Origin of the sequence: Paenibacillus sp. NPDC057967 (genome assembly GCF_042887015.1) — a bacterium.
Lineage (GTDB): Bacteria > Bacillota > Bacilli > Paenibacillales > Paenibacillaceae > Pristimantibacillus.
Window position 1 is genome coordinate 156,581 of sequence record NZ_JBHVQB010000012.1, and the last position, 26,222, is coordinate 182,802.

Sequence of the window (26,222 nt, forward strand, 5' to 3'; positions counted from 1 at the left end):
CAGCTACAACCTCATTCCCATGCGGCTCTTGTAGCGGTTAATGAGCAACTGGCAGTCTACACCCGTAATGCCCGGCAACACATACAGCTTCTCCCGCATGAAATATTCCATCTCCGCATTATTGCGGAACAAGCCGTGCATATGAAGCTTGCTTGGGCCTGTCATATGGTACAGGCTGGTAACGTACGGTTCCTCCGCTAGCTGATCGGCCACGTCATGCAGATGCTTCGGCTCCACTTCAACATTGAAAAACGCCGATACGCCAATGCCGATTTTCTCAGGATTAATGACCGCGGTGAATCGCTCGATTACGCCCGCATCCATCAAGGCGCTTACTCTCGCCTGTACGGCCACTCTGGACAATCCAATTTCCTTGGCAAGATCCGTATAGGATATTCGTCCGTTGCGATTCAGCTCTTTTATAATTTTGCGGTCAATCTCATCAATCTCTACGGCTTCCGTGCCCTGCTCCCTTTTTTCGCTCAAGTTCTGTCACTCCCATCTATTCAACCTTACGCCCCAGTTAATCATCGAACATTACGTTAGCATTTATATAATTTCACTTACGATATGTATTAATATAATGACGATTACATTCATTTTCAACCCATTTCAGGATTTTTTCTTTCTTAATCATTGCACAGCAGCAGAGATGATGGTATTTTTAAATCTAGTTATGGCATGAGGAAATCTATCGTATGTTTTTAAAATCATCATGGGAAACGGTTGAGGAGTGATCTGCATGAAGCAGCCGGCTTTCGGCAGCGAGACGATGGTTGTCAGTCCGCATTATTTGGCAAGCGCAGCGGGAGCCCGCATCCTGGAGCAAGGCGGCAATGCTTTTGATGCGGCAGTCGCGGTAAGCGCCTGTCTGGCAGTTGTGTACCCCCATATGACCAGTATCGGCGGCGACGCATTCTGGCTCACCTATCATCAGGATGATGGAGCTGTGCGCGGCTACAATGCCAGCGGCCGTGCCGGTTATGAGGCTACGCCCGATCGATATGCAGGTCTTGCCGCCATTCCCAGAAGGGGTGTCGGCAGCGCCGTGACGGTACCGGGCATGGTCGACGGCTGGCATGCTGTACACAGCCGCTATGGCAGGCTTGCTTGGGAAGAGGTTCTGGCGCCCGCAATCCGCTATGCCGAGCACGGCTTCCCCATGACGCAAGATCAATTTGCCAATACAGCGCAGTATGCGCATGTACTCGCGGCAACGCCGGAGACTGCCGCGATCTATCTGCCTGGAGGCTCGCCGTTGCAACCCAATGAACGGTTTCGTCAGCTCGCCATGGCTCGTACGTTAAAGCGTATTGCCGAGCATGGACGAGACGAGTTCTACAAAGGAGAGACCGCGACGGAAATCTCCTCGTTCCTGGCAAGGCATGGCGGCATGTTAACTGCCGATGATCTGGCCGATCATCAAGGGGATTGGGTCGAACCGATCCAGGGCTCCTACCGGGGACATACCCTCTATCAGATGCCGCCCAATTCACAAGGCTTTACCGGTATTATGGCGCTGCAAATGCTGGAGAACTTCGACTTTTCGGCCATTGAACACGGCTCCTATGAATATTATCAGCTCTGCGTCGAGGCCGTGAAGCTCAGTTTCCGGGACAGGGACGCTTATTTGACCGACCCGGCTTTCGCCGAAGTACCGCTGGAGCGGCTGCTCAGCAAGAGCTACGCCGCCTCATTATCGGCTTCGGTCCAATTGGACAGCGCGGCATCCATGGACACGTTGCCCACCGGCAGCGATACGGCTTACGCTGCCGTCGTTGATCGGGAAGGCAATGCGGTGTCCTTCATCCAAAGCCTGTACTTCGAGTTCGGTTCTGGTATAGTAGCGGGCGACACGGGCATTTTGTTGCAAAATCGGGGCTCCTTCTTCTCCCTCGATCCCTCTCACGTGAACAGGCTCCAGCCGGGCAAGCGAACCTTTCATACGCTCATGCCGGCAATGGCCTGCGTAGATGGCAAGCCCTCCATTCTGTACGGGACACAAGGCGGCGAAGGCCAGCCGCAGACGCAGACGGCCATCTTCACACGCATGGTGGATTATGGCATGGACCCTCAGCAGGCCATTGCCGAGCCGCGCTGGGTATGGGGACGGACTTGGGGTGAGCTTACTCAGGAATTAAAGGTGGAGGCTCGCGTCTGCGAGGATGTCATGAGCAAGCTATCAAGCGCCGGACATATGGTTCGCAGAGCGGCTCCGTTCGACGGTATCATGGGCCATGCTTGCGCGATTCGCCGGGATGCGAACGGCTTCCTGCAAGGCGGAGTCGATCCGCGAAGCGACGGAGGAGCCTTTGGCTGGTAAGGATTCGGACAGAGACAGGTGGCTCGGCAAGTGGCAGATCGTTGGAATGCGTATCGACGAAAGGTATGAGCCGAAGGATTCGAGCGAGCTCCGTCAGCCGCATGAACGAATAGCGCGACGATAGCACCCTGCTAGTCACGCCAATCGTGTCTGCTGCCAATCGGCCTCTCTTTCATCGCAGCCCGCCATCAGGACTGCCGGGATGGAGGAGATTGGATGCGCAGCGACTTATCCGGCATAAGTAAAGGAGGCATTCCTTGATCGGAAAGCCTCCTTCTACATGTGGAAAGGTTTTGGTCTACCGCATATCTCTCCGGTTATAGCCAACAAACAAGATGACAAGCGCTATAGCCGTGATCCCTAGTGATAGCAACGTATAGCCGGCGCCTACTCCTTGATCGATTACCGCAGCTGCATTGGCGTATTGAAACGGCGACAGGACACGTAAGTAGTCGATATGGCCGCTGATCTCAATTGCCATGGACAGCAGGAAGGTCAATAGCATAACGGCGGCGGAATAGGCCACCGCCCGCTTCGGCTGCCGTCCCGCCCCGGCGATGGCCATGCCGACGGTCAGAAAGACCAATTGCACGAGCAGCATGCCCCCCATCAGCGATAGGACTGCCCCGGTGCTGGACTCCTCTCCCGCATAAGACCCGATCACCAGGATTGAGCCGATCAGCATGACCAGATTAAACACCAGAACTTGTGTCATAGCAGCCAGCAGCTTGCAGAGGAGCAAGCCCCCTCGCGACAACGGCTTCGCAAGCAGAAATTCTGCCGTCTTATCTCGCTCTTCCTTGGAGATGATTGCAGCTCCCAGCATCGAGGCATGGATTGCCGCCATGAGCAGCAGATATAGAAACAATACGCCGTAATAGCCGATCGGCGTTCCGATATCAAGCTGGCCTACACCCATAATCGCCTGCAGCGCCTTCGGCATATCGGCCATCAGCTCATTCATTGCATCGCCGGATTCCTCCATGCCCGTGAACTTGCCCATGCCAGCGGCCAGCATGGCGATGATTCCCGCAATCCAGATCAGCAGCGACTTCATATGCGCTCTCATCTCTCTCCTGTACAGATTCATTGCACACGCCTCCCTTTATACCGCATGGACATCCCTTTTTCGATACCGAATATATCCGAAGAACGAGCAAGCAGCGATAATGACGAGCGAAGCCGCCACAAACCCCGTCTCATAGCTCCCATGCTGAATAATATAAGCCCGGTCAAAATACTGAAACGGCGTCACATAGCGCAGCTTCCCGTCCCCCGAAGAGGAGCCGATAAATGTCAGTACGAAGAAAGCAAACACCGTACCCAGCGAGACCGGCAATACGGTCTTCATCCGGGGCAGCAGCATCGCCGCTGCGATTCCCATCGCCAGAAAGATGAGCTGCAGCAGGAGCAGGCTGAGCGAGATTAGCGCAAACGCCCCATAATCATAAGGCTCCAATGCAACGGAGGCAGCGATAAGACTGGCCGCCACAAAATAAACCGCATTCGTCGCAAGCAGCAGCGTCAGCGCAGCCAGCGCCTTCGACGTGATGATCGCCCCCCGCGTAACGGGTTTGGCCAGCAGGAAGTCGGCTGTTTTCTCCCGGGTTTCTTTGGATAGAATGGAACTGCCCAAATGCATGGCCTGAATCGCACCGCACAGCGACACATATAGAAAAATGTAAGAATAATACCCCAGCAAGGATGCGATAGAATCGATCTGAATGCCGATCGCTTGCACCACGGACTCCGGCATGGAAGCCAGCACATCCATAAAGGCCTCCGCATCTGCGGAGAAAGCAGGATACATCACCATCATAAGCAAAACAAGCCCGGTCATTGAAGCCGTCCAGATCATCGTCGCATTGCGGTACGCTTTGAGCTCATAGAGATACATGTTCATTCTCTTACGCCTCCTTCGCGTAGTAATGCATGAAGATTTCCTCCAGATCCGGCTCCTCTACCCAAAGGTTCAACAGGTCCAGCTCCGAAATTCTGCGCATCACGACATTAATATCGCCCTGGAACAAGAAGCTGGCTTCTCCGTTCTTGAAGTGCCATTCCGTCACGCCCTCTATTGCAAACGCGCCAGCCCGCAGTTCATCCCTCACTTGCAGCTTAAACTTCTTGTAGGTGCGATCCTTCAGATCGCTCATCTTCTCCAGCGCAATGAGCCGCCCTTCCTTAATGATGGCGACACGGTCGCACAGCCGCTGCACCTCGCTCAAAATATGGGAAGAGAACAGAATGGTAGCCCCTTTCCGGTTCTCCTCCTCCAGCAAACCAAAAAATCGCTGCTGCATGAGTGGGTCCAACCCGCTTGTCGGTTCGTCCAAAATAATCAGCTTTGGCTCATGCAGCAGCCCCTGCACGATACCGACCTTCTTCTTGTTGCCCAGCGACAGATCGTCGATCCGCTTGCTCATATCCAGCTCCAGCAGCTCTGCCAGCTCCGTCATGCGCTTGCGGCAATCCTTCTTGTAGAAGCTCGCTGAATAATGAAGCAGGTCTCTCACCCGCATATTGTCGTAATAAAAAACCTCTGAGGGCAAGTACCCGATATGACGCTTAATGTCCGGCCCGTGCTGCACACAATCTTTGCCGAATACCTTCGCGCTGCCGCTCGTGGGATAGATAAGGCCCAGCATGGTGCGGATTGTCGTCGATTTGCCCGCTCCATTGGGTCCGATAAACCCGAAAATTTCTCCTTCTTCCACTTGAAACGTCAAGTCGTGAATTCCGCGCGCTCCTCCGTATGTCTTCGTCAGGCGATTCAACTCGATGATCGGCATTCCCGATTCCTCCCGTTTTCATCCTGTTTATGACCATACGTTATTTGTAAAAGGTCGTTTTGAACATCTCCATGTACCGGTCGAATTCATCCATAATGCCATCCAGATCTAGCTCACCGCCCGTAAGCTTGCTGCGCTCTTTGTACTGCTCGCCTAATCCTTCGACCGTCCATAATATGACGTTGATCGCCCGCTCCGAGCTAACCCCGTCTTTGAACTTCGTCGTGTCGATGCCGGAGAAGATCTGTCCGTAATCGTTGGCGGACATGCTCTGAATCCGCTCAAGCACGTCCGGCCGCACCTCTTCGGCTTCCTCCAAGTACACGCTTTTCATATAATCCATCATACTCGGATACTTGCCGAATACCGACATCCTCAGCCTTGTCACCTGCTGCATCCGAATGAACAAATCCGTCTCCAGCAAGTCCACCGTCTCCCGAAGCTCCCCGTTCACCACCTCAAGCGTATGGTCGTACAGAAAAAAGTATAGGTCCTTCTTGCTTTTAAAATAATGAAAAACAAGTCCCTTTGAGATGCCCGCTTCCTTCGCAATCTCATTGGTCGATGCGGCCGTATAGCCTTTCATTGCAAATTCTTTCAGCGCTGCGTTGATCACGCGATCACGCTTCTCTTCCTCTATGCTCAAAAACTTGCTAAACAATGGTATGCCTCCTATTCGCGAATAGAACACTGTCCTCTAGCGTTGCCGGCAAGCAGAGAGGACAGGAAACAACAGAATTGACCACCCCGGTCAATACCATTATATTGTTCATTGACCACTGTGGTCAATAGCGATTTTATTTTAATTTTTCTATTGAATTATTGACGCGATATTTCCGAAGCGAAGCATATTCTCCAAAAAGCCGGCAGGATTGCTGTACCTCACTTTCAGCCAGTAGCAGCCCTCGCCAGTGACGCGGTGGAGCTCCGTTATAGCGGGCTCGGTCAGCGCCCATTCTCGGAAGCTGGCGTGACTATTGGAGGTCAAAATACGGTGACCATGGCTTCGAACGGCTTCTCCTGCTTGCTCTCATCCAGCTTGACCGTATAACCAAGCAGCACGCCCAGCTCCTCAAGGCGGTCAATCCGGTTCGCCACAGCCTGTCCGGTCATATGTACACGCTCGCCGATTTCCTTCATTTGCATGCGGGCGTTGCTTTGTAGACATGCCAATATGGCATAATCGGTTTTATCCAGCATATTGGTACCATTCCTTTCATGAATCAAGCAGATCGGTCGATATTGTTGATTGAGATTATGGGCCTTTTCGTTCAATCGCATTATAATCGGTTGCATACCAATTGAGAAAGGTGATTTCACTATGAATATACAATTGCTTCGACGACGCCGGTGCAGCGCAACCCGCTCGTGGCGCTGCCTGTTTCGCAGGAGCAAGCGGCAGACGTCGATGCCGTCCTGGTTACGCACCACCATCCCGATCACTGGGATGAACAGCTTCCGCTTTATTATCCCGTAAACTCCCTGTTCTTTGCCAATGGGAGGATGGGGAAGCCTTCGTGCAGGAGGGGTTCGCCCAAGTGCATGGGCTCGCTGCCGGCGAGTCTTATGAGTTGCATGGCTTGCGCGTAAGCCGGACGGGCGGTCATCATGGCTACGGGGCTATCGGCCAAGCGATGGGCACGGTCTCGGGTTTCGTGCTGGATGACGGGATGCAGAAGCTGTACGTGGCAGGAGATACGGTATGGTGCGAGGAAGTGGGTGCCGTGCTGGACCACTATGAGCCGGACGTGACCATGCTGTTCGCAGGGGAAACCAGATTTATCTGAAGCGGAGCGATCACGATGGGATTGAACGACATCATCCAGGTGCTTCGCCGAGCGCCATGGACGAAGGTCGTCATTGCCCACATGGAAGCCTGGAACCATTGCGGCCTGACGCGCAAGTCGCTCCAGCGGGATCTGGCGCTGGAGGGCTTCACCGACCGTGTTTTCATCCCGGCAGACGGCGAGTTGCTGGCGCTGTAGCCTTGGCGCGAGCCAGGGCAGGCCAGGCAAGCCGAGTTTCTCGGCTTAGAGCTCTCGCGCAGGCTCGATTCGGGCTTGCAAGCCGAGTTTCTCGGCTTAGAGCTCTCGCGCAGGCTCGATTCGGGCTTGCAAGCCGAGTTTCTCGGCTTAGAGCTCCCGCGCGGGCGCGATTCGGGCTTGCAAGCCGAATTTCTCGGCTTAGAGCAACTACACGACCAGCATGCATCAGCCGCGCAGCGCTCAACAAAAAAGAGCTATCCGCTAAGTCATCACATGTGACTTGTCGGATAGCTCTTCCGCTTTATTTTTGCTGATTATACAGATATCTAGGAATTACACATCTCTGCGCAGCGCTCGCAGCACGTCAATGCGTGTCGCTCTTAGCGCCGGGCGATAGCCGGACAGCATTGCCACGCCAAGCGCGATAGCGCAGGCAAGCGCAGTGAGATACGGCGGAATAACAGAGAACAGGAAGCCTTCCGGCACTTTTTCCTCCATGAAGGTCTGAATCAATACAGGCAGTCCCGCATTCACCGCCACCGATATGATATAAGATACAATCGTCCCGATGACCGCGCCCATGATGCCGATTAGCGCGCTCTCCAGCAAAAAGATTTTGCGAATGACCGACGGATGCGCTCCGATCGCTTTCATAATTCCGATATCCTGCGCCCGCTCCGTCACCGCCATCGTCATCGTATTGAAGATGCCAATCGAAGCGATAATGACGGCAATCGTACCGACGAAGATCAGACCGATCTTCATAATAAGGAACATCAGATTGACCTGCTTCAGCTCATCAGCAATCGAATGGTTGTAGTACCCTTTCTCGCGCAGCACCTCGGCAATACCTGTCACATCATTCGCATGACCGGCGATAACCTGAACCTGATTGTAGCTCCTGTTCTCGCTTGGCACCGGTATGCTCTTCAGCAATTCCTCGATTTGCTCAGGGGTAGAACCCTCTTGCACATAAGGCAATTCTCCTCTTTGCGTACCCGTAATGGCCTCAACCTGCTCCAACAGATCAACACCGACGTATAAAGCCTGATCCATCTTCCACTCCTTGGTCGGCTCCGCCGAAATGCCGACAACGACAGCTTCAACCGGTTTCTTCTTCAGCTCTCCGCCCTCATAATAACCGACATTCAGCACAATCGTCTTATTGAGCCACTCCGAAGCATCCAGATACTCGCTCGGCACGCCTTCCTCATCGTATTGCTGGCGAATGTTGTAGCCTAGAATCACTTCATTGTCCTTCTGCGGCATTCTGCCCGCGCTTAGGCCGAAGCCCGCACGCTCCTCCGCTTGAAAGTCCACCTGATAGGTGCGGTCGCCAGATATCGGCTGGCCGTCAATCGTAGGGTCCATCCATTGACCGATGAAATTGCGGTACGTGACGGCTTTCACATTAGGGATCGCCTGCAAATCCTTAATATCTGCATCGTACACATTCGTGTCTTCTTTGAATTTGCTTGGGTCTTTGGAGTAAATGTCGATGCCTGTCACCATGCGGTCGCCCACGATATTATCCACAATACTCTGCTGCAGGCCAAACCCTACTGAAGCCAGCACAATGAGGAACGCACAGCCCATCGCCGTGGCAAGCACGGTCATGAACAGCCTGGTTTTGTTTTTCTTCATATTTTGCCGGACAAACCGGAATTGATCCCCTAGTTTCATTCGTGCTCGCCTCCCAGTCCAATATGCTCCACGCTTGCCGCAGACCGCTGATGCTCATCATGGCGGACAAGCTTTCCGTCTTGCAGCCGAATGGCCCGATGGGCGATAGAAGCAACCTGCTCGTCATGGGTAATGATGACGAACGTAATGCCCAGCTCATGATTGAGCTGCTGAATCATCGTAAGCAGCGTCTTCTCATTTTCGCTGTCCAGGCTTCCCGACGGCTCGTCCGCAAGTACAATCGGAGGTTCCAGAATGAGTGATCTGGCTACTGATACCCTTTGCTGCTGGCCGCCGGAGAGCTCGCTCGGATAATGGCCCTCGAATTCCGCAATGCCGACTTGTTCCATCAATTTCATGACACGCCGCTTCCTCTCCGCGCCCGCGATTCCTTTCAGCACGAGCGGCAGCTCCACGTTCTCATAAGCGGTCATACTCCCGATCAGCTGAAAGCTTTGGAAAATAAAACCGTAATTCGCCAAGCGGAAGTCCGCCCATTCGCCTTCATTCAGCTTCGTGACATCCTTGCCGCTTACCTTAATCTCTCCCGATGACGGTCGGATATAGCCGGACATTAAATTCAGAAGCGTCGACTTGCCCGATCCGCTCCGTCCTACAATCGCGACAATCTCGCCCTTCTCCACCTTCAGATTAATATCATGCAGGACAGGCACAATACGCTCTTTGCCTTTCTTGCCAATTATAAATTGATGACTGACATTCGCCAGCTCGATCATAGGCCAACTCCACCTTTCGATAACCTTGCCGTTCACTACACTTACTATAACAAGCAAAAGATAAGCGATCTTAAAGAAAACCTTAAAATAAACTATAGAAACCAATAATAATGAATGATCCGCATCCGACTATTGAACTATTTACAATTAAACCTTTTAGTACCTTGACTAGAAAAATATTTCATTTTACACTATCGAAGACCTCCTGTAGTTGGACTAGCATAGCAGGAGGCGGGAAAGGGATGAAGCCATGCACAATGAACCGCTAATCAGTGTCATCATACCTACTTATAACCGGGCAGAATTAATTACTTCCGCCATTCAATCCGTCATAGATCAAACTTACCAGAATTGGGAGATCATTGTGGTCAGCGACAAGTGCACCGACCATACTAGAGAAGTAGTGGAGTCCCTCAGCAAGGACGACTCCCGTATTCGATACATGGTCAACGATCGTACTAAAGGGGTAGGCGGCGCCAGAAATTGCGGGTTGCTTAACGCAAAGGGCTCTTTTGTCTCCTTCCTCGATTCGGATGACCAATGGTTTCCGTATCATTTGCAGGACAGCATTAACATGCTCCATAAATCCCGTGCGGATATCTGCTTCGCCTTATGGGAAGAACGTCACGGAACGACCGTCTACCACAATTTCAACAACGAGCTGGAACAACGACTGCTAGCCGAGATGAGGGAGCAGTACGAAACACAGGACGACGGCATCATTATTGAAAAAGGGTTGCTGGAGCGATTTATTAGCAATCCCCGGCACTTCTATTCCATCAACTCCATGGTTCTAAAAAAAGAGCTCCTCCAAACCTTCGGTTTGTTCAATGAACAATTCAGCATTGGCGAAGACACCTCGTTTATTATCAAATTTTTTGACCACTGCCGCATCGCGCTCATCACCAAACCTCACTTCATCTACAATCAATCTCCGGACAGTGTCTATTTGTTTTGCGACAGGCGTTTTCTTGACCCTGACACGCTACACCTGCAAAAAGAGGTTTTCGAAAAAATTGAATTTGTCGGTTTGCAAACGATAAAAATGAGACTGGATATGCGAGCCCTGGTCAAACGCTCCCCTATGCTGACTAACAAAAAACATCTTCATCTGCACATCCGATATATGTTGGCCAGACAATATTACACATTAAGCTACATCAATAAGCTGAATAAGCGGAAGGCGCTGCGTTACTGCTTCCTGTCTATGCGGTATAACGTCAATGCCTTCAACCTGCTGCTTCTGCTTCATATCTTGTTCCCCGGCAGCAAGAGCAGCGACTTTTTGAGAAGGCCGTTAAACCTGTGGTAAGGATCGAACCAGGACTTAACTATATCCATATGGGAGGCGTTTGTATTGAACACGAATCCATTGGTCAGCGTCATTATGCCCGCTTATAATCGTGCTCGGACTCTGCCCGCTGCTATTGCTTCTGTACAGGGACAGAGCTATGGCAACTGGGAGCTTATCGTTGTGGATGATCGCAGTACGGATACGACCAAGGACGTGGTAGCTGAGCTGGCCGAGCGAGATAACCGAATTCAGTATCTTATGAACGACAGGATCAAGGGAGTCGGCGGCGCTCGCAACTGCGGTATGCTGTATGCCAAAGGAGACCTTATCGCATTCCTCGACTCTGACGATGAGTGGCTCTCTTTTCACTTGGAGGAAACCTTGCGCATACTTCGGGAAACCCAGTCAGATGTGGGCTTCGCGCTATGGCTGGAGCGTCAAGGAGAAGTCCTGATCGATGTATTCGAAGAGCCGCATCAGCGAGCACGGCTGGAATCGATCAAGCGATCCTTCCAGCAGCACAGCGAAGATGTAGCTGTCATGCACACTGGCCTATTCGAGCGGTATGTGAAAGACACCTTGTGCATCTTCCACATCAATTCGATGGTGTTCAAACGGGAGAAGCTTCAGCCTGGCGGCATGTTTCTGGAGGATTTCCATATCGGGGAAGACACTGCCTTTATGATCAACTTCTTCGATCACTGCCGGATATCGCTGCATATGAAGCCCCATTCCATCTATAATCTGTCGCCTGACAGCCTATACTTCTTTATCGATCGAAGGAAAGTGGATCCCGACAGGCTGCATCTGGACAAAGCGGTGCTCCAGAAGCTCGAAACAGCGGGGCTTCAGGCGCTCGCCTTCAAGCAATATTTGCGGCGGAAGATTGAAGACTGTGATTGGCAAGACCGGAGGCGGCTGCTGGTGCTGTCCAGCTACACGCTGGCTCGTCAATATTACACACTGAGCTACATCCATCGCTTCGAGAAGCGCAAGGGGCTACGCTACTGCCTGCAATCCATGAAGCATAATGTGAACCTGTTCAACCTGCTGCTCCTATGCTGTATCCTCTTTTCCGTGAAGAAGAGCAACAACTTTTTGCGAAGACCCGTAGATTTGTGGTGAGTACCATACAGAAGTAGCGTCACAGCTGTCCTTTCGATTACAATGGAGCCTACATGCCACACTCGGAGGAACTGCCCTTATGAAGCTTGACCGACTCTTGTCCATTGTCATTCTGCTGCTTAATCGCCGCATGGTCCAGGCCAAGGAATTGGCGGATCGATTCGAGGTATCCGTCAGAACCATCTACCGTGACATTGAAGCGATTAATCAGTCCGGCATTCCCATCGTCACCTTTCAGGGAACGAATGGAGGGATCGGACTTGCCGATGGCTACAAGCTGGACCGCAACGTCCTTACCAATGATGAGCTGGCGTCGATCGTAACCGCGCTTCGCAGCATATCGACCACCTACGATCAACGACCTAATCAGCTTCTTATGGAGAAGATCACGAGCATCGTTACCCCTGACAGCGCCGAAGCCTTCCATAAGAAGGCCAATCAAGTACTGATCGACTATTCTCCTTGGGGCATGAGAGGCCCTCTGGAACAGAAGCAAGCTGTGCTGAAGGAAGCGATTAATCAGTCTTGTCTTGTGCAATTCCGCTATTCCAATGCGGAAGGCGAGCTGTCGCAGCGCACAGTCGAGCCTCATACGCTGATATGGAAGGGCAAGCATTGGTATCTGCAAGCCTACTGCCATGAACGCGAGCAATTTCGCATTTTCAAGCTGCTGCGAATAAAAGACCTTACGCCCTTGCCGCAGACCTTCATCCGCAAGACCATTCCCGTAGAGGACGAGCGGGTGGGAGAAGTATGGTATGATTCCGGAAATCACATCGCGGTCACACTCCAATTCTATCCCCAGGCGATGCATCTGGCAGAGGAATGGTTCGACATCGAAGAGTTGGAACCGATTGAAGACGGAGGCTGTATCGTCAGAACGTCCTTTCCTGAGAACGAGTGGCTCTACGGCTTTCTACTAAGCTTCGGTCCGGCAGCGGAAGTGCTTCATCCACCCCATCTGCGGGAAATCCTCGAGGATCGTGCCGCCCGAATTTTACACATATATCGAGACAATAGAACCTAACCTGACAATGGGCTGTCAGGTTAGGTTCTTTATACTTAGGGCATATCCCAATAGGAGAGTGATTTGCAATGAGTATGATGAATCAGGAACATCAGCAGCCCGTTTTTTGCCAAAGCTGCAGCATGCCCATGCTCGAACCAGAAATACGGGGCACGGAACAAAACGGCGAGAGATCAACGGATTACTGCCAATATTGCTACTTGGACGGAGCATTCACACAACCGGATCTATCCATTGAAGATATGATCGGCATTTGTGTGCCTCATATGGTAGAGGACGGCATGGAAGCTGCGGCGGCAGAAGCCATTCTGCAACAGCAGCTGCCGGGATTGAAGCGCTGGGCGCCGAATCGGGACAGGCTGCAGCCGGCTCGAATCGGAGAGAGGGAGGCGTTCACCATTGCCGGCATCGCCATCACGACGACCAATGCCGATGAGATAAGCGGCAAGGGGCGAATTGCCGAGCTCTGGAATCACTTCTCGAACCCTGATCTTCAGACGCAATTAGCCGCAGTCCGTATGGATGGCGACGTCTATGCCTGTTATCACAACTACGAGAATGGAACGGCGGGCCGCTACGACTTGATGGCAGGAACGCGAGTAAACCCTTCAGACATCGACCCCGGCTTGAACCTGGGCACCATTACGATCCCTGCGGCCAAATATGCCGTCTTCACTACGGAGACAGGTCCCCTCCATCATGTCTTGTACCGGGCATGGGAAGATATCTGGTATTGGTTCGCCCATTCGGAGGTTGAGCGGACCTTCAGCGGAGACTTCGAATATTACGGTGAACGTGCAGCCGACCCATCCTCTGCCCAAGTTGACATTTATATCGCGATCAAATAAAACAATGGCTCAAGGAAACAACATCAAACAAAAAAAGGTCGGGCATAGAGGCAATCCCCTCTATACCCGACCTTTGTTACACTCCGTTATTCGTTCGCCGCACGCATTTGCTTGCTTCGGAGCTGTCCGCATGCCGCATCGATGTCCGTGCCATGCTCCAGTCTGACGCTTACGCTAATGCCTTGCTTCTTCAGCACATCATAGAACGACCGGATGGATTCCTGTTCGCTGCGCTGGTATTGGCTGTGCTCATCAACGGGATTGTAGGGAATCAGATTGACGTTCACCAGCTTGCTCCGTTCACGCATCAGCTCCGCCAGCTCCAACGCTTGCTCTACGCCATCATTGACATCCTTCAGTAGAATATACTCAATGGTCATCCGGCGATTGGTCGTCTCCAGATAATAATCGATGGCGTCCATCAGCTTCTCGATCGGAATGGCTTTGTTAATCTTCATAATGCGCGTACGAAGCTCATTGTTCGGCGCATGCAGGGATACCGCCAGATTGACATTCAGATCGCTGTCAGCGAACTCCCTGATCTTGCCGGCGAGGCCGCTTGTCGACACCGTAATGTGACGCGCACCGATCGCCAGTCCCTTATGATCCTTCACGACACGGATGAAGTCGCCCATGTGCTGGAAGTTATCGAACGGCTCACCGATACCCATGACGACAATATGACTGACTCTCTCGCCGAGGCCTGCCGCATCCAGATGAAGCTGCACCCGCATCAACTGCTCCACAATCTCGCCGCTTGACAGATCGCGGCTCTTCGCGATGAGTCCGCTGGCACAGAAGCTGCACCCGATATTGCAGCCGACTTGCGTCGTGACGCATACGGACAGACCGAACTTATGCCGCATGAGCACCGTCTCAATCAGGTTGCCGTCATACAGCTTGAACAAAAACTTGATTGTGCCGTCCTTGGATTCCTGCTTCACATGCTCGGCCATCGTGCTCATGGCAAAGTGCTGCTTCAGCAGCGCGATACAGTCGGCATGGACATCCGTCATCTCATCGAAGGAGACAACCCGCTTCCGGTACAGCCAGTCCCATACTTGCTGCGCCCGGAATTTGCGGTGGCCCTTCTCTTCCAGCCAAGCGGTCAATTGATCTAAAGTTAATCCATAGATGGATGTTGTAATCATGATCGTTCCTCTTTCCAAAACCTCTATATTCCACGCCGGTCCAGCCTGTAGAGCTGACCCGCAGCATCCTCCTATTGTCCCAAAAATACAGGGCGAATACAAGACTTACTGCGCCGCCTCCACCCGCTCAACGCGCTTCTTCATATCGGAGAAGCTAATCGCCCCCAGCATCCTCTCCTGTATGACTCCTTCCGAATCAATAATGAAAGTCGCTGGAAAAGCTTTCACCCGGTACTGATCAGCCGCCTCACCCTGCATATCTAGCGCTAGCGGGAAGCTGTAACCGTAATCCTTCATATATCGCTCCACGCCTGCAACGCTCGCCTCCTGGCTCGTCACGTTCACCGACAACAACTGCACCGACTTCCCTTGTGCGGCATAATGCTCATACAGCTTCTGCACATGCGGCATCTCCGTCTTGCATACTTTGCACCAAGTCGTCCAGAAGTTGACGATGACAATGCTCCCTTTATTCTGAGCGAGGGACAATGCTTCATCCTCCAGATTGGCAAGCTCGAATGGAGGCGCAATCTGCCCTTCTCGTGCGCCGACAGCAGCATCCTCTCCGCTGCCGTCCAGCAGCTTGGCAATAACGCCCGACTGAACTTGATCCTGCAGTGTGAAGCCCAGCAAACCGATTATGCCAAGCGCTACAACTCCCTGCGTCAACATTCGTTTGGCAGAACCTCTATCCCCCGTCCAGCTCTGCCGCCATTGATCCAGACGGTCCATCCGGCGAAGCAGCACCCCTACGAATATGGCGAGCAGCAGACCAATACTATGTCCATAATGGAAAGCGGTCCGATCAAAAAACAATAAGGCCAGCGCATAGACGCTCACCCATCCTGATGCGAGCAGCGCTATTCTTGCCGCGGCTCCGCCTATGCCATGCCTTTTGTATTTGTAACCGCACCATACGAGTGCCGCAGCCGATGCCAGCCAAAAACCGATTCGTCCGCCGCTGAAGAACAGCAGTGACATCGGATGGTTGACGACACTCATAGGATCGACTAGCAGCAGGCTTCCTTTCCAAACGGCAATCCATATAATAACGGCGCTCCAGGCCACCGATATATCCTTCTCCAACTCCGCCTTGTCCAAGCCTCTGCTTCCGATCCGAAGCGCGAATACACCTATCATTCCGGCAGCCAAATAGACGAGCAGCTCCGTATTGAGCACAAGCGAGCCCAGTTGTATGTTCGTCATTCCTCTATCCGCCCTTCATCACAATAAGATTAAGCTTCATCATATCATGATAAGCGCGGCCAGGCGAACGCCGCTCTCTATCATCAGGCTGCCTGTCGCAGCTCGGCGTGTGGATTCACAAAGCTCTCCGCCAAGCGAAGCAGCTCAGCTTTCCCGATCCCCTTCGACTCTGATCCTACTCGGTAAATATACTGCCTGTTCGCATGTGATGGATCGATAATCGACCAGCTCAACTCCTGATAATACCGGCTGGCGGAGAACGGAACGTCCTCCCCGCTAGTATAGGATGCCTTATTCCCTCCCATATTCAGCTCCTCCACTTGCGTGGAGTTCGGCACCACCCATTTCTGATCCACCCTCTGCTCCGCCAGCGCCTCGACTGTGACTAGCAGCGTATCCCCCTGTTCGTTGACATAAGTCAGCGTATACAGACTCGAAGCCGGCTCTTTCTCTTTCATGCGCATCCAGGCTACCCGCTTGCCGCTTACGTCAGTCTCATCCCTCAGCCGCTTTATGATTTGCAGACCCTCCAGTCCGGCATTGGCGCTTAACGGCTCACCCCGGAACGCATCGTCAAAGGCATACTGTTCCGGAAGCGTCTGCGGCACGGATACTCGAAGACCATCCTTCCGCATCCGGCTCACGACCTGTGCATGGCTCTCATGAAGCCAGAGTGGCTCTTTAATGCCGAAGAGCGGGTAATTGCGGTATAGAGGATGGACTGATTCAGCCAATGCTGCAAAATAAACCATCGCAGCCTCGCCTGGCTGCAGCTGCCTCTTCACGTTCTGGAGCGACGACCATATTTCTTCGGATACAGCCTCATCCAGCAGCATATCTTCCCCGCCCGAGAACAATTGAAGGCTCCACAGTCCGAGCTGATTCTGGAACAACAGCTTCCCTCCGCCATAAGCAAAGCCGGACAGCAATAGAATGGCGGTCAGCCAAAACGCGGTGCGTCGATGGGCAGACTTCTCACTGCCGCTATGTTGCCGCCCGCTCTTGCTGTCTTGTGACAATTCTCTGAATGCAGCCATGACTTCGGCCGCAGGCTCCTTCGGCACAGATAAGGCACGCGACTTCCGCTTATATTCCATGCGCAGCTTTTCTTCAATGGACATACATCGACACTCCCCTCTCATCCGCCAGCTCTCCCATGCGCAAACGCAGTTTTTTCAATGCCGCATGATGCCTGGACTTCACTGTTCCAAGCGGCAGATCCAGCACCTCCGCAATCGTCTCCAGCGAATAGTCCTGATAATATCTAAGGACAATAACCTCCTGCAGCTTATGAGAAAGCCCCTTCACATACGGGAGGATTTCATCCTTATGATCAATGGCCTCCAGCTCAGGATCGATGGCTCCCTCTCCCCCGTGCCCGACTGTCTTCGCTTTCTCCAATAACCTGAAGCTGCGCCATGTCTTCCTCTTTTGACTCCTCACCTGACGAATAATAAGCCCGTTAAACCAAGGAAGGAATGGCCTGCTGCTATCGTACTGCGGTAAAGATCGAAATAAAGCGATGTACACCTCACTCATGACGTCTTCCGCTTCCTTCTCACTCCCAACCAAGTAATAGATCATACTATAGGTATGCGCGCGCGTTGCCTCGAAGAGTGTTTGGAAAGCTGCTTCATCCCCCTCGCACATACGAACCACCCACGCCCGAAGAAGTCGTTCTTCCATAGGCCCACCCCCTATCTATGTATCTTTTCTACCCTCAATTCAGCTTCTATTTTACCTGAATCACAAAAGGGACAACGAGCACTTCGCCCTTTAGTTGAAATTGTCCCCATAGCTTATAGATGCCAGCAGCAGGAAATTCAGCATGAAACATGACGCTTCCAGAACTGCTCATCCCTTCCACCGCGTGTACATGAACGTATTGATTCGCCGTCTCATCCAATATAACGCAATGTCCGCCCGTTCCGAGATACGGCTCCAGTTCAATCGGCTCGCCTGTATCCGCATCGCGATAAGAGAACACAAGCATCGCCATTTCTCCGCTTCGCAGTTCCTTAAAGCTGGGATGTACAGACAACTGAAACTCCACTTGTCCCACAGTCTCCACGTAATTCTCGCTCACAGCCAAGTCCATTATAGAGGGAGGCTCTCCTTCCCCTCTGACCCATTGCTTATGAACTGTAATTCCTTTTTGATCTGGAATAAATTCGGTTACGAATAGGAAATCTCCTCCATAAGGAAGATCAAGCGCTGTACGGAAGATGCCCTCCCCCTCGTAATCGGGATGCACATGGGAGAAGAACTGAAGATCCCTGCTTACCACGATGAGATGCATAAGCTTCGTCATATCCTCTGAAAAGTCCCTCACACTCTCCCCATTCGGATTCAGCACCTGCAGCAGCTTCACTTGCTCTCCTGTTCCTATCTCTTCAGCATCGTATAACAAGACGGAATAACCCTGGTTCGAAAAATTGGCCATGGACCCTTTCTGAAGATAAGGCAGCAGCCCCTTCGATGGAGGCTCATAATCCTTGTTGTACATAGGAGGCACGGAACAGCCCATGAGCAGAATGATGGCGCACAAGAAATAAATCATCATACCGCTCGCCCTCTTATGCATATCTGCTATTCCTCGGCGAAGGCGATATGGCCAGCAGACTTACCGCGATGGCAGCCAACACCGCTTGCACAATAGCTCCTGTCCACAGCTCGACCTCCCAGCCGATGCCTGCCGTCATATGCATCCAGAGAAAATAGAGACTCCAAAGCATCAAAGGAACAGCGCCCGCCACCACACGGTAACCCCATGCACGCTCATAAGGACGAAGCCAGCGGTAAAGCAAATCGCCCGCCATACCTGCAGCCCCTGCAATCAGAATAACGGGATAATGCCGGAAGCCGTCCAGCGAGCTGTTCAACGCGTTGATGGTGACAAGGAACATGGTCATCGTTCCCATTGGCATAATCCACCGCTTCATGAGCAGGAACAACGGAATCATGAACAACAGCGTGTTAATCAGGATATAGCTTAATCCTCGATGTTCATTATTGATGGTAATCAGCCAAAGCCCATATTCTCTCTGTAACCATTCGATACTTTTGGCAGAGGGCAGATTATAATGAAACATCCATGTATACATCAGGAAAAACCCCGCTGCTGCCGCAGCCAGCGTAATAGACAGAAACGAGGGAAAGAACAACCGCCACCCGATATTACGCTCGCCTTGCTCGCTCGCGGCTGCCTGATACGGGGCGGACAGCAACAGAAGCGATCCGACCAGCAGCAGCAGATGTGAAGGGCTGAGCAACGCCGCCGTATCCTTCTCAATGCCGAAGATCGAGTGCCATACCATGTCGATCAACCCTCCGCATAGAAAAATCGCGACTCCGCATAACCCGGCTCCATACCCTCTCGGAATACAGCTCATCCACGAGCCGCCGTTCCGTACCCGATTACGGTATACGATACCGGACATCCAGCACGCGGAAGCGATAAAGCCGGAATACAGGATGGCATGCCACGGTGTGAAGAAAGTCTCCAACACATCATGACGATGAGCATAACCATCCACAAAGATACCGAGCAGCAGCCATGTCCCAAGAAGGATCGTCATATAATGCTGTCCAAGCGTTGCCTCTGCACGTATGACGGCATGCTCGTGCGACTCCTCGTAATTCTGCTTCATTCACTGCCCTCCTGCTCTCATCACAAGCGCAGTTTCCACCTTCTCGTCTTTGAGCACAAATTCCAGTACGATGCCATTCTCCTTATCGTAATAACCTAACAAGTTCAGCCCATCCTGCGTCCGCTCTGCAAAGTGCGAGCCATATTGCGGCTCAATACGGTCACGGCCATCGCCAATGCCAATTCCTTCAGCTGTCTTGCCGCCTTGCTTGATCGAATAACCCTGGAGCTTGCCCTTATAAAAAAAGTACTCATACCCCTCATATTCCAGCAAATCCCCGCCTTTGCTAGTCGTCCCCTCAAAGACTGGCTCCCCCCGCTGCTCCCGCAATTCTGCCTGCGTCACATCCCATCCCGATAATCCGCCATCCTCAGCACTGAGATCAGTGCTTTCTGCATTCGCATAAACCTCGGCCAGTTCGAAAGCTTCTCCTCCGCCGCTGCATGCCCCAAGCAGAAGGGTGAAAACCAGTACAATCACCCACCATTTGTTCCTCATAGACTCTCCCCCTCCATCCATCCTTTCTCTTTATTAGCCCGATAGCCGGGAAAAGGTTCGATAGTGGATAGCAGATGGAAATAATGGTAACCATGCACCATAAAAAAGCTGCCACTAGGATCGTTTCCGATCTGCCGTGGCAGCTCTTTCTGAAAGATGATTATCCATCTCTCTAAACTACGTTGTTTTAAGCGCAAACTTCTTGAATCGGAGCAGCGCTACGCCAAGCCCCGCAAGTCCGAAAGCGAACAGGATGAGCAGCGTCAGTCCGATACCGCCAATATCCATGCCGCGGATCATGACGTCCTGCATGCCCTTCTGCGCCCAATATTGCGGTGTGAACAGACCGATCGTCTGAACGACCTTCGGGAGAAACTCGTACGGGAACCACAGGCCGCCTACAATGGCGCCGCCCATGGCGATAACTTGAACCATCGCAATCCCCATATTCTCACTGCTGACAAGCAGAGCCAGCATGAGGCCGATTCCAGTAGCGCATACAGCGAGGCCCAGCACAATCAAGGCGATAGCCAGCGGATTGCCAAGCTGCAAGCCATAAACAAGCCGTCCAAAGGTGAGAAGCACCGTCGACTGAATCAATACGACAAGGACGTTCGGCACCCACATGCCGATGAGATAGTGGATAGGCTTCATCGGCGTGCCCTGCAGCCGGGAGAGCATACCCGAACGGCGATCCTTCAGCAGGTTTTGAATCATATTGATCATAATGAAGAATACGAACATGACGGTATAGCCCGGAACGATCTGCGTCACGGCATTCGTTTTCGTTGCGTTCTCCTTCACCTCTTTGATCGAGATGGCAGGCAGCATCATCGCATCGATCGCTTCCTCATTCTGTCCCATGCCTGCAAGTATGCTGCGCAGCTTGTAGTCATGGTAGCTTGCAGATACGCTATCCAGCAGCGCCAAGACTGGCGCGACCGCTTCATCAGCCACCGCATCCCGGTACAGCTCGATCTCAGCAGGCTGTCCGGCATCGACCATCTGCCCATAGCCCTTAGGGACAATAAGCAGATAGCTGCGGGAGCCGTCTCTGATTTCTTTGATCCCCTCATCCAGCGAGTCTCCTTCATAGGCTTCCAGCGCAAAACCTTTGATCTCACCCAGTCTGTCCAGAAACTGTCCAGATGCCGCCGAACCGTCCGCGTCATAATACGGAATCTTGTATGTCGTGCTTCCCGCGCTTCCGAAGATCGAGGAGAAAATGACAATAAACAAAATCGGGAGCGCGAACAACCAGAAGAAAGCTCCTTTATCCTTAAGCGTCAGTAAAATTTCCTTGCGTATAATCGTTCTAATCATATCGTTTCATCCTTCCATATCGTTATCCATAGGATTGAGCTTGCTGATCAGCAGGCTAGTCTCGAAGCGTCGTTCCCGTCAGCTTCAGGAATACGCTGTCCAGCGTAGGCTGCATCAGCTCCAGCGCCTTCACCGCTACCCCTTCGCCTGCCCATTTGGCAGACACCGCGGACAATACCGCAAGCGGGTTGTCGCATTCCAGTACCCATCCATTGCCCTCAGGCGTCACCTTGCTTACACCCTTCAGAGCGGGCGGATCAGAGACGCCTGCCGCTTCCGCATACACAGCCTTTACCGCATGAAGCTCCAACAGCTCCCTTAATCCGCCCTGGGATACGATCCGGCCATGATCAATAATCGCGACTTCATCGCATAAGGCTTCGACTTCTTCCATGTAGTGCGTGGAGTATAAGACGGTTACGCCTTCTCTTTGCAGCTTTCTGATCATCTCGAAGATATGATTCCGCGACTGGGGATCGATACCGACTGTCGGCTCATCCATAATAACCAGCTTAGGCTCATGCAGCAGCGCGGCTGCAATATTAATGCGCCGTTTCATGCCGCCCGAATAGGAGGACACTTCATCGCCCGCACGGTCCGTCAGACCGACTGCTTCCAGCACATGCGCAATTCGCTTCTTCAGCTCTGAGCCCCTTATGCCATGCATCTGCCCGAAAAAGGTCAAATTCTGCTTTCCGCTAAGCTTCTCATAGAGGGTAATATCCTGCGGCACATAACCGATCAAGCGATGGATAGAAGGCATATCCTTACGGATATCCAGCCCGAACAACTCGATCGCTCCTTGATCGGCGTCGATGATACCGGTCAGCAGCTTCATCATCGTAGACTTGCCGGCGCCATTAGGCCCAAGCAACCCGAAGCAGCTGCCTGCCTTGACGCTCAAATCGACTCCCTTAAGCGCTTGATTGCCTCCATATCTCTTCGTCACTTGTCTGACACTCAATACATCAGTCATCTATATTCTCCCTTTCCGTAATCGCCGTTGTCATACCTGTATTATGCAAGCTTCTGCCCCTTCCCGCTACGAAATCGGGATGACCTGCAGCTAACCGTGTATCAAATGCATAAATCAATGACTGTCATTTCCCAAAAGAACATGTAGCTGACTGCAAAACGCAAAAAAGCTGTCCCCTCGTCAACTGGAATGACGATCGGGACAGCCCTATATAATTCTCCTGCCTAATATCTCTATCTTGTCCTATTCGACGCTGACGGCGACGATGCCGCCGATCCCCTTTATCACGTCCACCATTTCCTTCGGCTCTATCGATCGCGGTACCACAAGATCAAGCTGCACTTCCAGACATTGCGGCGCATCCAGCGACGGCTGTATCCGCCTGATGGTCAGCTTCTGTGTCACAATCGACCGGCTGGCCAGCTTTTCCGAAACGATGTCCAGCAGTTGCTCCTCCGCTTCCGCCTGGATCGTCAGCTTCCTGACCTTCTTGCTTTTCAGAAACCGATGCTCCATCTTGTTGAACACCCATAACGTAATGAACACGAGCACCGTTCCAGCTACCGCCCCGACATAGAACCCCGCGCCGATCTGCAGGCCGATCGCTGCTACTACCCATAAGGAAGCTGCCGTCGTCAGTCCTGTAATCGCCTTGCCCGTGAACAGGATGGTGCCTGCACCGAGGAAACCGACGCCGGTAATGACGGCCGTCGCCAGCCGGGCGGGATCAATCCGCACGTTAGGCTCTCCGACAAATTCGGCAAAGCCGTAAATGGATAGCAGCATGACCATAGCAGAACCAAGGCACACCAGGATATGCGTACGAAGTCCGGCCGCGTGGTTATGCTGCTCCCGCTCGAAGCCAATAAGACCGCCGAGCAATACGGCCAGCGACAGCCGCATCAGAATCACAACATAATCGATGGCCCAAGGATTACCCGTCACGCTCATCGAACGATGGGAACCATGAATCGCTCGCGCTTGCGGAATGTAGCCCATTCCCGATAGCCGATATCGTACAAGTGCTGGCCAATGGCGGCAAAATGCTCGCCCACGCGCTCAGGCTCATGCGCATCGGAACCGAACGTCACCTTGACCCCATAATGAAACGCGCGCTCCAGGAAGTATCCATCCGGCACCCAATTATCGTCTGAGGAATTGATTTCAATGACGACATCGCTATCGGCGATAGCCTTCAGCGTGATGTCGGCAGCCTCCGTGCGCAGCTCCGGATAACCGTAGAAGTAACGATTCAAGGAATCGACATGACCCAAAATATCGTATAACCCGCATTTCGCAGACTGAGCGATATAGTCATAGAATACATTTTTCACTTCCAGCTTGCGTGCTGCGGTCAAGCCTTCCCAAAACTCTGAATCATAGATGCCGATTCCAGCAAACTCATGAACGGAACCAATGACATAATCAAAAGGATACGTTGCCAGAACGGAACGATATAAGTCCAGATGCTGCGGCAGGAAATCGGCTTCTATACCAAGCAGCACCTCGATTTTCCCCTCGTATTCTTCCTTTAGCTCCAGCACTTCTTTGATATAGCCAGGAAACTGGCTTTTCGCCATGCTTCCGGTTAAGGAAGGACGATCCTCCGTAGATGCAAAGAATGGCGTATGGTCCGAAATACCGATCATGTCCAACCCTTGTCCGATTGCCGCTTCAATATAATCTCTAACCGAACCTACTGCGTGTCCGCAGCGATCGTGATGGGTATGAAAATCAAACTTCATGGGTTACCTCCGATAATTACGTGATAAAAGTTAAAAGATGAATCCAATCAAGTTAGCCTTTGGAGCCGGATATGACAATACCTTGTATGAAATACTTTTGGGCAAAAAAGAACAACAGCAATAACGGCAATATGGCTACCAGCGAAGCTGCCATCAATAGATGCCATGGCGTAGCTCCATATGCGGCCGTAAAGTTGGCCAGACCAAGTGAAATCGGATATTTGGTCATATCGTTCAAATAAATAAGCGGCCCGAACAGGTCATTCCATCTGGATATGAGCTCCAGAATAGCCGCAGTTGCAAAAGCCGGCATAGACAGCGGAATGATGATGCGGAAATACATAGTGAAATGACTTCCCCCGTCGATCTTGACCGCCTCATCCAGCTCTTTGGTAATACCGAGATAGAATTGGCGCATCAGGAAGATCGTAAAGGAGCTGGCGGTAAAGGCCGGAATAACGAGCGGCAAATACGTACCCGTCCAGCCTATCTTGGTGAACAGCAAATATTGCGGAATCAAGGTCACCTGGGACGGGATCATCATCGTGCTTAGCACCAGCCCGAACAAGATCAAGCTGCCCCTCGCCCGCAAGCGCGCGAACGCGAATGCCGCCATGGAGGAGGAGAAGACCACCGCACCTACCGTGACAGCCGAATACCACACGGAGTTCCAGAGAAAGCGGGCTAGCGGCGCATCGATGAAAATTTGCTTGTAGTTGCTCCACTGTAGAACGGCCGGTATCCATGTCATCGGCACACGGTGGATCTCTCCAATCGTCTTAAGGGACGTGGACAGCATCCAGAAGAGCGGAAAAGCGAACAATAGCACGCCGCCGTAAAGAAGGACATAGAGGATGATTTTCTCCAATGGACGCAGGTCGCCGTGACGGAGTGATTTTGAAGACTTCATCAATAGAGGCGCCTCCTTTACTTTGAGTCGTATTCATAATGAACGAATTTTTTGGAGCCCCACAGCGATACGAGCGTGAGCGCGAATATGAGCAGGAACAGAATCCAAGCCTGAGCGGAGGCATAGCCCATCCGGAATTGCTTGAACGCCGTGTCGAACAAATAATACACGTAGAAATAGGAGTTCCAGTCCGGACCTCCCTTAGTAATCACGTAGGCTTCCGTAAAGATCTGCAGTGAACCGATCATGCTGATAATGGTATTGAACAAGATAACGGGCGAAATAAGCGGAACCGTAATTTTGCGGAACTTCGCAAAAGGGCTTGCTCCCTCCAAGGATGCCGCCTCGTACAGATCCTTCGGCAGCGACTGCAATGCAGCAAGAAAGATAACCATCGTGCTGCCCGATGCCGTCAACTGCATCAGCACCATCGAAGGCACAACCGTATCCGGGCTCGTGAACCAACCCGGTCCCTGAATGCCGAACCAATCATACAGGACAGAATTGACCACGCCGAACTGCGGATTAAGCAGCCATGACCACAGGAAGGATACAGCTACCCCGGATATGATGCTTGGCGCATAATACAGGGTGCGGAGCAGTGACTGCCCCTTGATTTTATTGTTCAGCAGTGTTGCGATAATCAAGGAAGTGATCACCGTAAAGGGCACGGCCATCACGCTATAATACAGCGTTACGGACAGTGATTTGTAAAACAGCCGGTCACTGAACAGAAGGCTGTAGTTGCTTGTCCCCGTAAACTTCGGGGATGAAATGACATTATATTCGGTGAAGCTGAGCAGCAGCGAGGCGAGAATCGGTCCCCCGGTGAAGCATATAAACCCGATAAACCAAGGGGCTATAAAGAACCAGAACGATCTCTCCTCGCGCTTCATGGCCAGCGAAAGCTTTCTCATGGGATACCTCCGATGGTCCGGACAGGCACCGC

At 52.3% G+C, this 26,222-nt stretch carries 28 protein-coding genes and 1 pseudogene; 7 read left to right on the forward strand and 22 right to left on the reverse strand.

Annotated elements, in window-relative coordinates; genetic code table 11:
• Window positions 1–3 precede the first annotated feature (3 nt).
• A complete protein-coding gene (chrS, locus tag ACFVSO_RS26245; protein WP_387479684.1) occupies window positions 4–486 on the reverse strand; it encodes a chromate efflux transcriptional regulator ChrS in 483 nt (160 codons plus the stop codon).
• A gap of 256 nt (window positions 487–742) precedes the next feature.
• Between chrS and ggt the strand changes: the two genes are divergently transcribed.
• Window positions 743–2,323, forward strand: a complete 1,581-nt coding sequence (gene ggt, locus ACFVSO_RS26250; protein WP_387479685.1) for a gamma-glutamyltransferase — start codon at window positions 743–745, stop codon at window positions 2,321–2,323.
• 298 nt (window positions 2,324–2,621) lie between these two features.
• Here ggt and ACFVSO_RS26255 read toward each other — a convergent pair whose 3' ends face one another.
• From ACFVSO_RS26255 to ACFVSO_RS26280, 6 genes are all read right to left on the reverse strand, one after another.
• Window positions 2,622–3,413 (reverse strand): ABC transporter permease subunit, encoded by a 792-nt coding sequence (locus ACFVSO_RS26255; RefSeq protein WP_387479686.1) that lies wholly within the window; start codon window positions 3,411–3,413, stop codon window positions 2,622–2,624.
• A gap of 15 nt (window positions 3,414–3,428) precedes the next feature.
• On the reverse strand, window positions 3,429–4,226 hold the full coding sequence (locus tag ACFVSO_RS26260; protein ID WP_387479687.1) for an ABC transporter permease subunit: 798 nt from the start codon (window positions 4,224–4,226) through the stop codon (window positions 3,429–3,431).
• A 4-nt stretch (window positions 4,227–4,230) separates the two neighbouring features.
• A complete protein-coding gene (locus ACFVSO_RS26265) occupies window positions 4,231–5,115 on the reverse strand; it encodes an ABC transporter ATP-binding protein (protein ID WP_387479688.1) in 885 nt (294 codons plus the stop codon).
• Between the two features lie 40 nt (window positions 5,116–5,155).
• Window positions 5,156–5,776, reverse strand: coding sequence for a TetR/AcrR family transcriptional regulator (locus tag ACFVSO_RS26270; RefSeq protein ID WP_387479689.1), 621 nt, complete (start codon window positions 5,774–5,776; stop codon window positions 5,156–5,158).
• A gap of 150 nt (window positions 5,777–5,926) precedes the next feature.
• A complete protein-coding gene (locus ACFVSO_RS26275; RefSeq protein WP_387479690.1) occupies window positions 5,927–6,103 on the reverse strand; it encodes an Lrp/AsnC ligand binding domain-containing protein in 177 nt (58 codons plus the stop codon).
• Window positions 6,100–6,315, reverse strand: coding sequence for an Lrp/AsnC family transcriptional regulator (locus tag ACFVSO_RS26280; protein WP_387479691.1), 216 nt, complete (start codon window positions 6,313–6,315; stop codon window positions 6,100–6,102). Before ACFVSO_RS26280 ends, ACFVSO_RS26275 begins: the two co-directional genes overlap by 4 nt.
• A gap of 293 nt (window positions 6,316–6,608) precedes the next feature.
• On the opposite strand from ACFVSO_RS26280, the pseudogene ACFVSO_RS26285 reads away from it, so the two are divergent.
• Both ACFVSO_RS26285 and ACFVSO_RS26290 read left to right on the forward strand, forming a co-directional pair.
• A pseudogene (locus ACFVSO_RS26285) lies at window positions 6,609–6,902 on the forward strand (MBL fold metallo-hydrolase); the annotation flags it as partial.
• Window positions 6,903–6,917: 15 nt separating this feature from the next.
• The gene (locus ACFVSO_RS26290) at window positions 6,918–7,100 is read left to right on the forward strand and encodes a hypothetical protein (protein WP_387479692.1); all 183 of its coding nucleotides are present in this window, start codon (window positions 6,918–6,920) and stop codon (window positions 7,098–7,100) included.
• 333 nt (window positions 7,101–7,433) lie between these two features.
• Here the strand turns inward: ACFVSO_RS26290 and ACFVSO_RS26295 are convergent, their stop codons facing one another.
• The gene (locus tag ACFVSO_RS26295; protein WP_387479693.1) at window positions 7,434–8,783 is read right to left on the reverse strand and encodes an ABC transporter permease; all 1,350 of its coding nucleotides are present in this window, start codon (window positions 8,781–8,783) and stop codon (window positions 7,434–7,436) included.
• Window positions 8,780–9,520, reverse strand: a complete 741-nt coding sequence (locus tag ACFVSO_RS26300; protein WP_387479694.1) for an ABC transporter ATP-binding protein — start codon at window positions 9,518–9,520, stop codon at window positions 8,780–8,782. The genes ACFVSO_RS26295 and ACFVSO_RS26300 overlap by 4 nt, the downstream gene beginning before the upstream one ends.
• A 250-nt stretch (window positions 9,521–9,770) precedes the next feature.
• Here ACFVSO_RS26300 and ACFVSO_RS26305 point away from each other — a divergent pair, with 250 nt between their 5' ends.
• The 4 genes from ACFVSO_RS26305 to ACFVSO_RS26320 all read left to right on the forward strand — a co-directional run bounded on the left by ACFVSO_RS26305 (window position 9,771) and on the right by ACFVSO_RS26320 (window position 13,814).
• Entirely contained in the window at window positions 9,771–10,832 is a 1,062-nt protein-coding gene (locus tag ACFVSO_RS26305; protein ID WP_387479695.1) for a glycosyltransferase family 2 protein, read from the forward strand.
• A 45-nt stretch (window positions 10,833–10,877) separates the two neighbouring features.
• Window positions 10,878–11,939 carry a glycosyltransferase family 2 protein gene (locus tag ACFVSO_RS26310; RefSeq protein ID WP_387479696.1) on the forward strand — a complete coding sequence of 354 codons (1,062 nt, stop codon included), beginning with the start codon at window positions 10,878–10,880 and terminating at the stop codon, window positions 11,937–11,939.
• A 79-nt stretch (window positions 11,940–12,018) separates the two neighbouring features.
• Entirely contained in the window at window positions 12,019–12,966 is a 948-nt protein-coding gene (locus tag ACFVSO_RS26315) for a helix-turn-helix transcriptional regulator (protein WP_387479697.1), read from the forward strand.
• 68 nt (window positions 12,967–13,034) lie between these two features.
• Complete coding sequence (locus ACFVSO_RS26320; RefSeq protein WP_387479698.1) at window positions 13,035–13,814, forward strand: zinc ribbon domain-containing protein; 780 nt, start codon at window positions 13,035–13,037, stop codon at window positions 13,812–13,814.
• Window positions 13,815–13,900: 86 nt separating this feature from the next.
• Here the strand turns inward: ACFVSO_RS26320 and rlmN are convergent, their stop codons facing one another.
• The 13 genes from rlmN to ACFVSO_RS26385 all read right to left on the reverse strand — a co-directional run bounded on the left by rlmN (window position 13,901) and on the right by ACFVSO_RS26385 (window position 26,190).
• Complete coding sequence (gene rlmN, locus ACFVSO_RS26325) at window positions 13,901–14,965, reverse strand: dual-specificity RNA methyltransferase RlmN (RefSeq protein WP_387479699.1); 1,065 nt, start codon at window positions 14,963–14,965, stop codon at window positions 13,901–13,903.
• 105 nt (window positions 14,966–15,070) lie between these two features.
• Window positions 15,071–16,171 carry a TlpA family protein disulfide reductase gene (locus ACFVSO_RS26330; protein ID WP_387479700.1) on the reverse strand — a complete coding sequence of 367 codons (1,101 nt, stop codon included), beginning with the start codon at window positions 16,169–16,171 and terminating at the stop codon, window positions 15,071–15,073.
• An 83-nt stretch (window positions 16,172–16,254) separates the two neighbouring features.
• Window positions 16,255–17,292, reverse strand: a complete 1,038-nt coding sequence (locus tag ACFVSO_RS26335) for a hypothetical protein (protein ID WP_387479701.1) — start codon at window positions 17,290–17,292, stop codon at window positions 16,255–16,257.
• A complete protein-coding gene (locus ACFVSO_RS26340) occupies window positions 17,282–17,857 on the reverse strand; it encodes a sigma-70 family RNA polymerase sigma factor (protein ID WP_387479702.1) in 576 nt (191 codons plus the stop codon). Before ACFVSO_RS26340 ends, ACFVSO_RS26335 begins: the two co-directional genes overlap by 11 nt.
• Before the next feature lie 46 nt (window positions 17,858–17,903).
• Window positions 17,904–18,734, reverse strand: a complete 831-nt coding sequence (locus tag ACFVSO_RS26345) for a hypothetical protein (RefSeq protein ID WP_387479703.1) — start codon at window positions 18,732–18,734, stop codon at window positions 17,904–17,906.
• Window positions 18,735–18,747: 13 nt separating this feature from the next.
• Window positions 18,748–19,821 (reverse strand): hypothetical protein, encoded by a 1,074-nt coding sequence (locus tag ACFVSO_RS26350; protein ID WP_387479704.1) that lies wholly within the window; start codon window positions 19,819–19,821, stop codon window positions 18,748–18,750.
• Window positions 19,822–20,319 carry a hypothetical protein gene (locus tag ACFVSO_RS26355; protein ID WP_387479705.1) on the reverse strand — a complete coding sequence of 166 codons (498 nt, stop codon included), beginning with the start codon at window positions 20,317–20,319 and terminating at the stop codon, window positions 19,822–19,824. It abuts the gene before it with no gap.
• Between the two features lie 177 nt (window positions 20,320–20,496).
• A complete protein-coding gene (locus ACFVSO_RS26360; protein ID WP_387479706.1) occupies window positions 20,497–21,642 on the reverse strand; it encodes an ABC transporter permease in 1,146 nt (381 codons plus the stop codon).
• A gap of 55 nt (window positions 21,643–21,697) precedes the next feature.
• Window positions 21,698–22,618 carry an ABC transporter ATP-binding protein gene (locus ACFVSO_RS26365; protein ID WP_387479707.1) on the reverse strand — a complete coding sequence of 307 codons (921 nt, stop codon included), beginning with the start codon at window positions 22,616–22,618 and terminating at the stop codon, window positions 21,698–21,700.
• Window positions 22,619–22,861: 243 nt separating this feature from the next.
• Complete coding sequence (locus tag ACFVSO_RS26370) at window positions 22,862–23,569, reverse strand: MgtC/SapB family protein (protein WP_387479725.1); 708 nt, start codon at window positions 23,567–23,569, stop codon at window positions 22,862–22,864.
• Window positions 23,566–24,363: a histidinol-phosphatase gene (locus tag ACFVSO_RS26375; RefSeq protein WP_387479708.1), complete on the reverse strand. Its 798-nt coding sequence runs from the start codon at window positions 24,361–24,363 to the stop codon at window positions 23,566–23,568. Before ACFVSO_RS26375 ends, ACFVSO_RS26370 begins: the two co-directional genes overlap by 4 nt.
• A 52-nt stretch (window positions 24,364–24,415) precedes the next feature.
• Complete coding sequence (locus ACFVSO_RS26380; protein ID WP_387479726.1) at window positions 24,416–25,273, reverse strand: carbohydrate ABC transporter permease; 858 nt, start codon at window positions 25,271–25,273, stop codon at window positions 24,416–24,418.
• Window positions 25,274–25,290: 17 nt separating this feature from the next.
• On the reverse strand, window positions 25,291–26,190 hold the full coding sequence (locus ACFVSO_RS26385; RefSeq protein ID WP_387479709.1) for a carbohydrate ABC transporter permease: 900 nt from the start codon (window positions 26,188–26,190) through the stop codon (window positions 25,291–25,293).
• Window positions 26,191–26,222 lie beyond the last annotated feature (32 nt).

Bases quoted from the DNA above. Each gene is read 5' to 3' on its own strand.
- ggt (WP_387479685.1), top strand. From the start codon at position 743: ATGAAGCAGCCGGCTTTCGGCAGCGAGACGATGGTTGTCAGTCCGCAT.
- ACFVSO_RS26255 (WP_387479686.1), bottom strand. From the start codon at position 3,413: ATGAATCTGTACAGGAGAGAGATGAGAGCGCATATGAAGTCGCTGCTG.
- ACFVSO_RS26260 (WP_387479687.1), bottom strand. From the start codon at position 4,226: ATGAACATGTATCTCTATGAGCTCAAAGCGTACCGCAATGCGACGATG.
- ACFVSO_RS26265 (WP_387479688.1), bottom strand. From the start codon at position 5,115: ATGCCGATCATCGAGTTGAATCGCCTGACGAAGACATACGGAGGAGCG.
- ACFVSO_RS26280 (WP_387479691.1), bottom strand. From the start codon at position 6,315: ATGCTGGATAAAACCGATTATGCCATATTGGCATGTCTACAAAGCAAC.
- ACFVSO_RS26290 (WP_387479692.1), top strand. From the start codon at position 6,918: ATGGGATTGAACGACATCATCCAGGTGCTTCGCCGAGCGCCATGGACG.
- ACFVSO_RS26295 (WP_387479693.1), bottom strand. From the start codon at position 8,783: ATGAAACTAGGGGATCAATTCCGGTTTGTCCGGCAAAATATGAAGAAA.
- ACFVSO_RS26300 (WP_387479694.1), bottom strand. From the start codon at position 9,520: ATGATCGAGCTGGCGAATGTCAGTCATCAATTTATAATTGGCAAGAAA.
- ACFVSO_RS26305 (WP_387479695.1), top strand. From the start codon at position 9,771: ATGCACAATGAACCGCTAATCAGTGTCATCATACCTACTTATAACCGG.
- ACFVSO_RS26315 (WP_387479697.1), top strand. From the start codon at position 12,019: ATGAAGCTTGACCGACTCTTGTCCATTGTCATTCTGCTGCTTAATCGC.
- ACFVSO_RS26320 (WP_387479698.1), top strand. From the start codon at position 13,035: ATGAGTATGATGAATCAGGAACATCAGCAGCCCGTTTTTTGCCAAAGC.
- rlmN (WP_387479699.1), bottom strand. From the start codon at position 14,965: ATGATTACAACATCCATCTATGGATTAACTTTAGATCAATTGACCGCT.
- ACFVSO_RS26330 (WP_387479700.1), bottom strand. From the start codon at position 16,171: ATGACGAACATACAACTGGGCTCGCTTGTGCTCAATACGGAGCTGCTC.
- ACFVSO_RS26335 (WP_387479701.1), bottom strand. From the start codon at position 17,292: ATGTCCATTGAAGAAAAGCTGCGCATGGAATATAAGCGGAAGTCGCGT.
- ACFVSO_RS26340 (WP_387479702.1), bottom strand. From the start codon at position 17,857: ATGGAAGAACGACTTCTTCGGGCGTGGGTGGTTCGTATGTGCGAGGGG.
- ACFVSO_RS26345 (WP_387479703.1), bottom strand. From the start codon at position 18,734: ATGATGATTTATTTCTTGTGCGCCATCATTCTGCTCATGGGCTGTTCC.
- ACFVSO_RS26350 (WP_387479704.1), bottom strand. From the start codon at position 19,821: ATGAAGCAGAATTACGAGGAGTCGCACGAGCATGCCGTCATACGTGCA.
- ACFVSO_RS26355 (WP_387479705.1), bottom strand. From the start codon at position 20,319: ATGAGGAACAAATGGTGGGTGATTGTACTGGTTTTCACCCTTCTGCTT.
- ACFVSO_RS26360 (WP_387479706.1), bottom strand. From the start codon at position 21,642: ATGATTAGAACGATTATACGCAAGGAAATTTTACTGACGCTTAAGGAT.
- ACFVSO_RS26365 (WP_387479707.1), bottom strand. From the start codon at position 22,618: ATGACTGATGTATTGAGTGTCAGACAAGTGACGAAGAGATATGGAGGC.
- ACFVSO_RS26370 (WP_387479725.1), bottom strand. From the start codon at position 23,569: ATGAGCGTGACGGGTAATCCTTGGGCCATCGATTATGTTGTGATTCTG.
- ACFVSO_RS26375 (WP_387479708.1), bottom strand. From the start codon at position 24,363: ATGAAGTTTGATTTTCATACCCATCACGATCGCTGCGGACACGCAGTA.
- ACFVSO_RS26380 (WP_387479726.1), bottom strand. From the start codon at position 25,273: ATGAAGTCTTCAAAATCACTCCGTCACGGCGACCTGCGTCCATTGGAG.
- ACFVSO_RS26385 (WP_387479709.1), bottom strand. From the start codon at position 26,190: ATGAGAAAGCTTTCGCTGGCCATGAAGCGCGAGGAGAGATCGTTCTGG.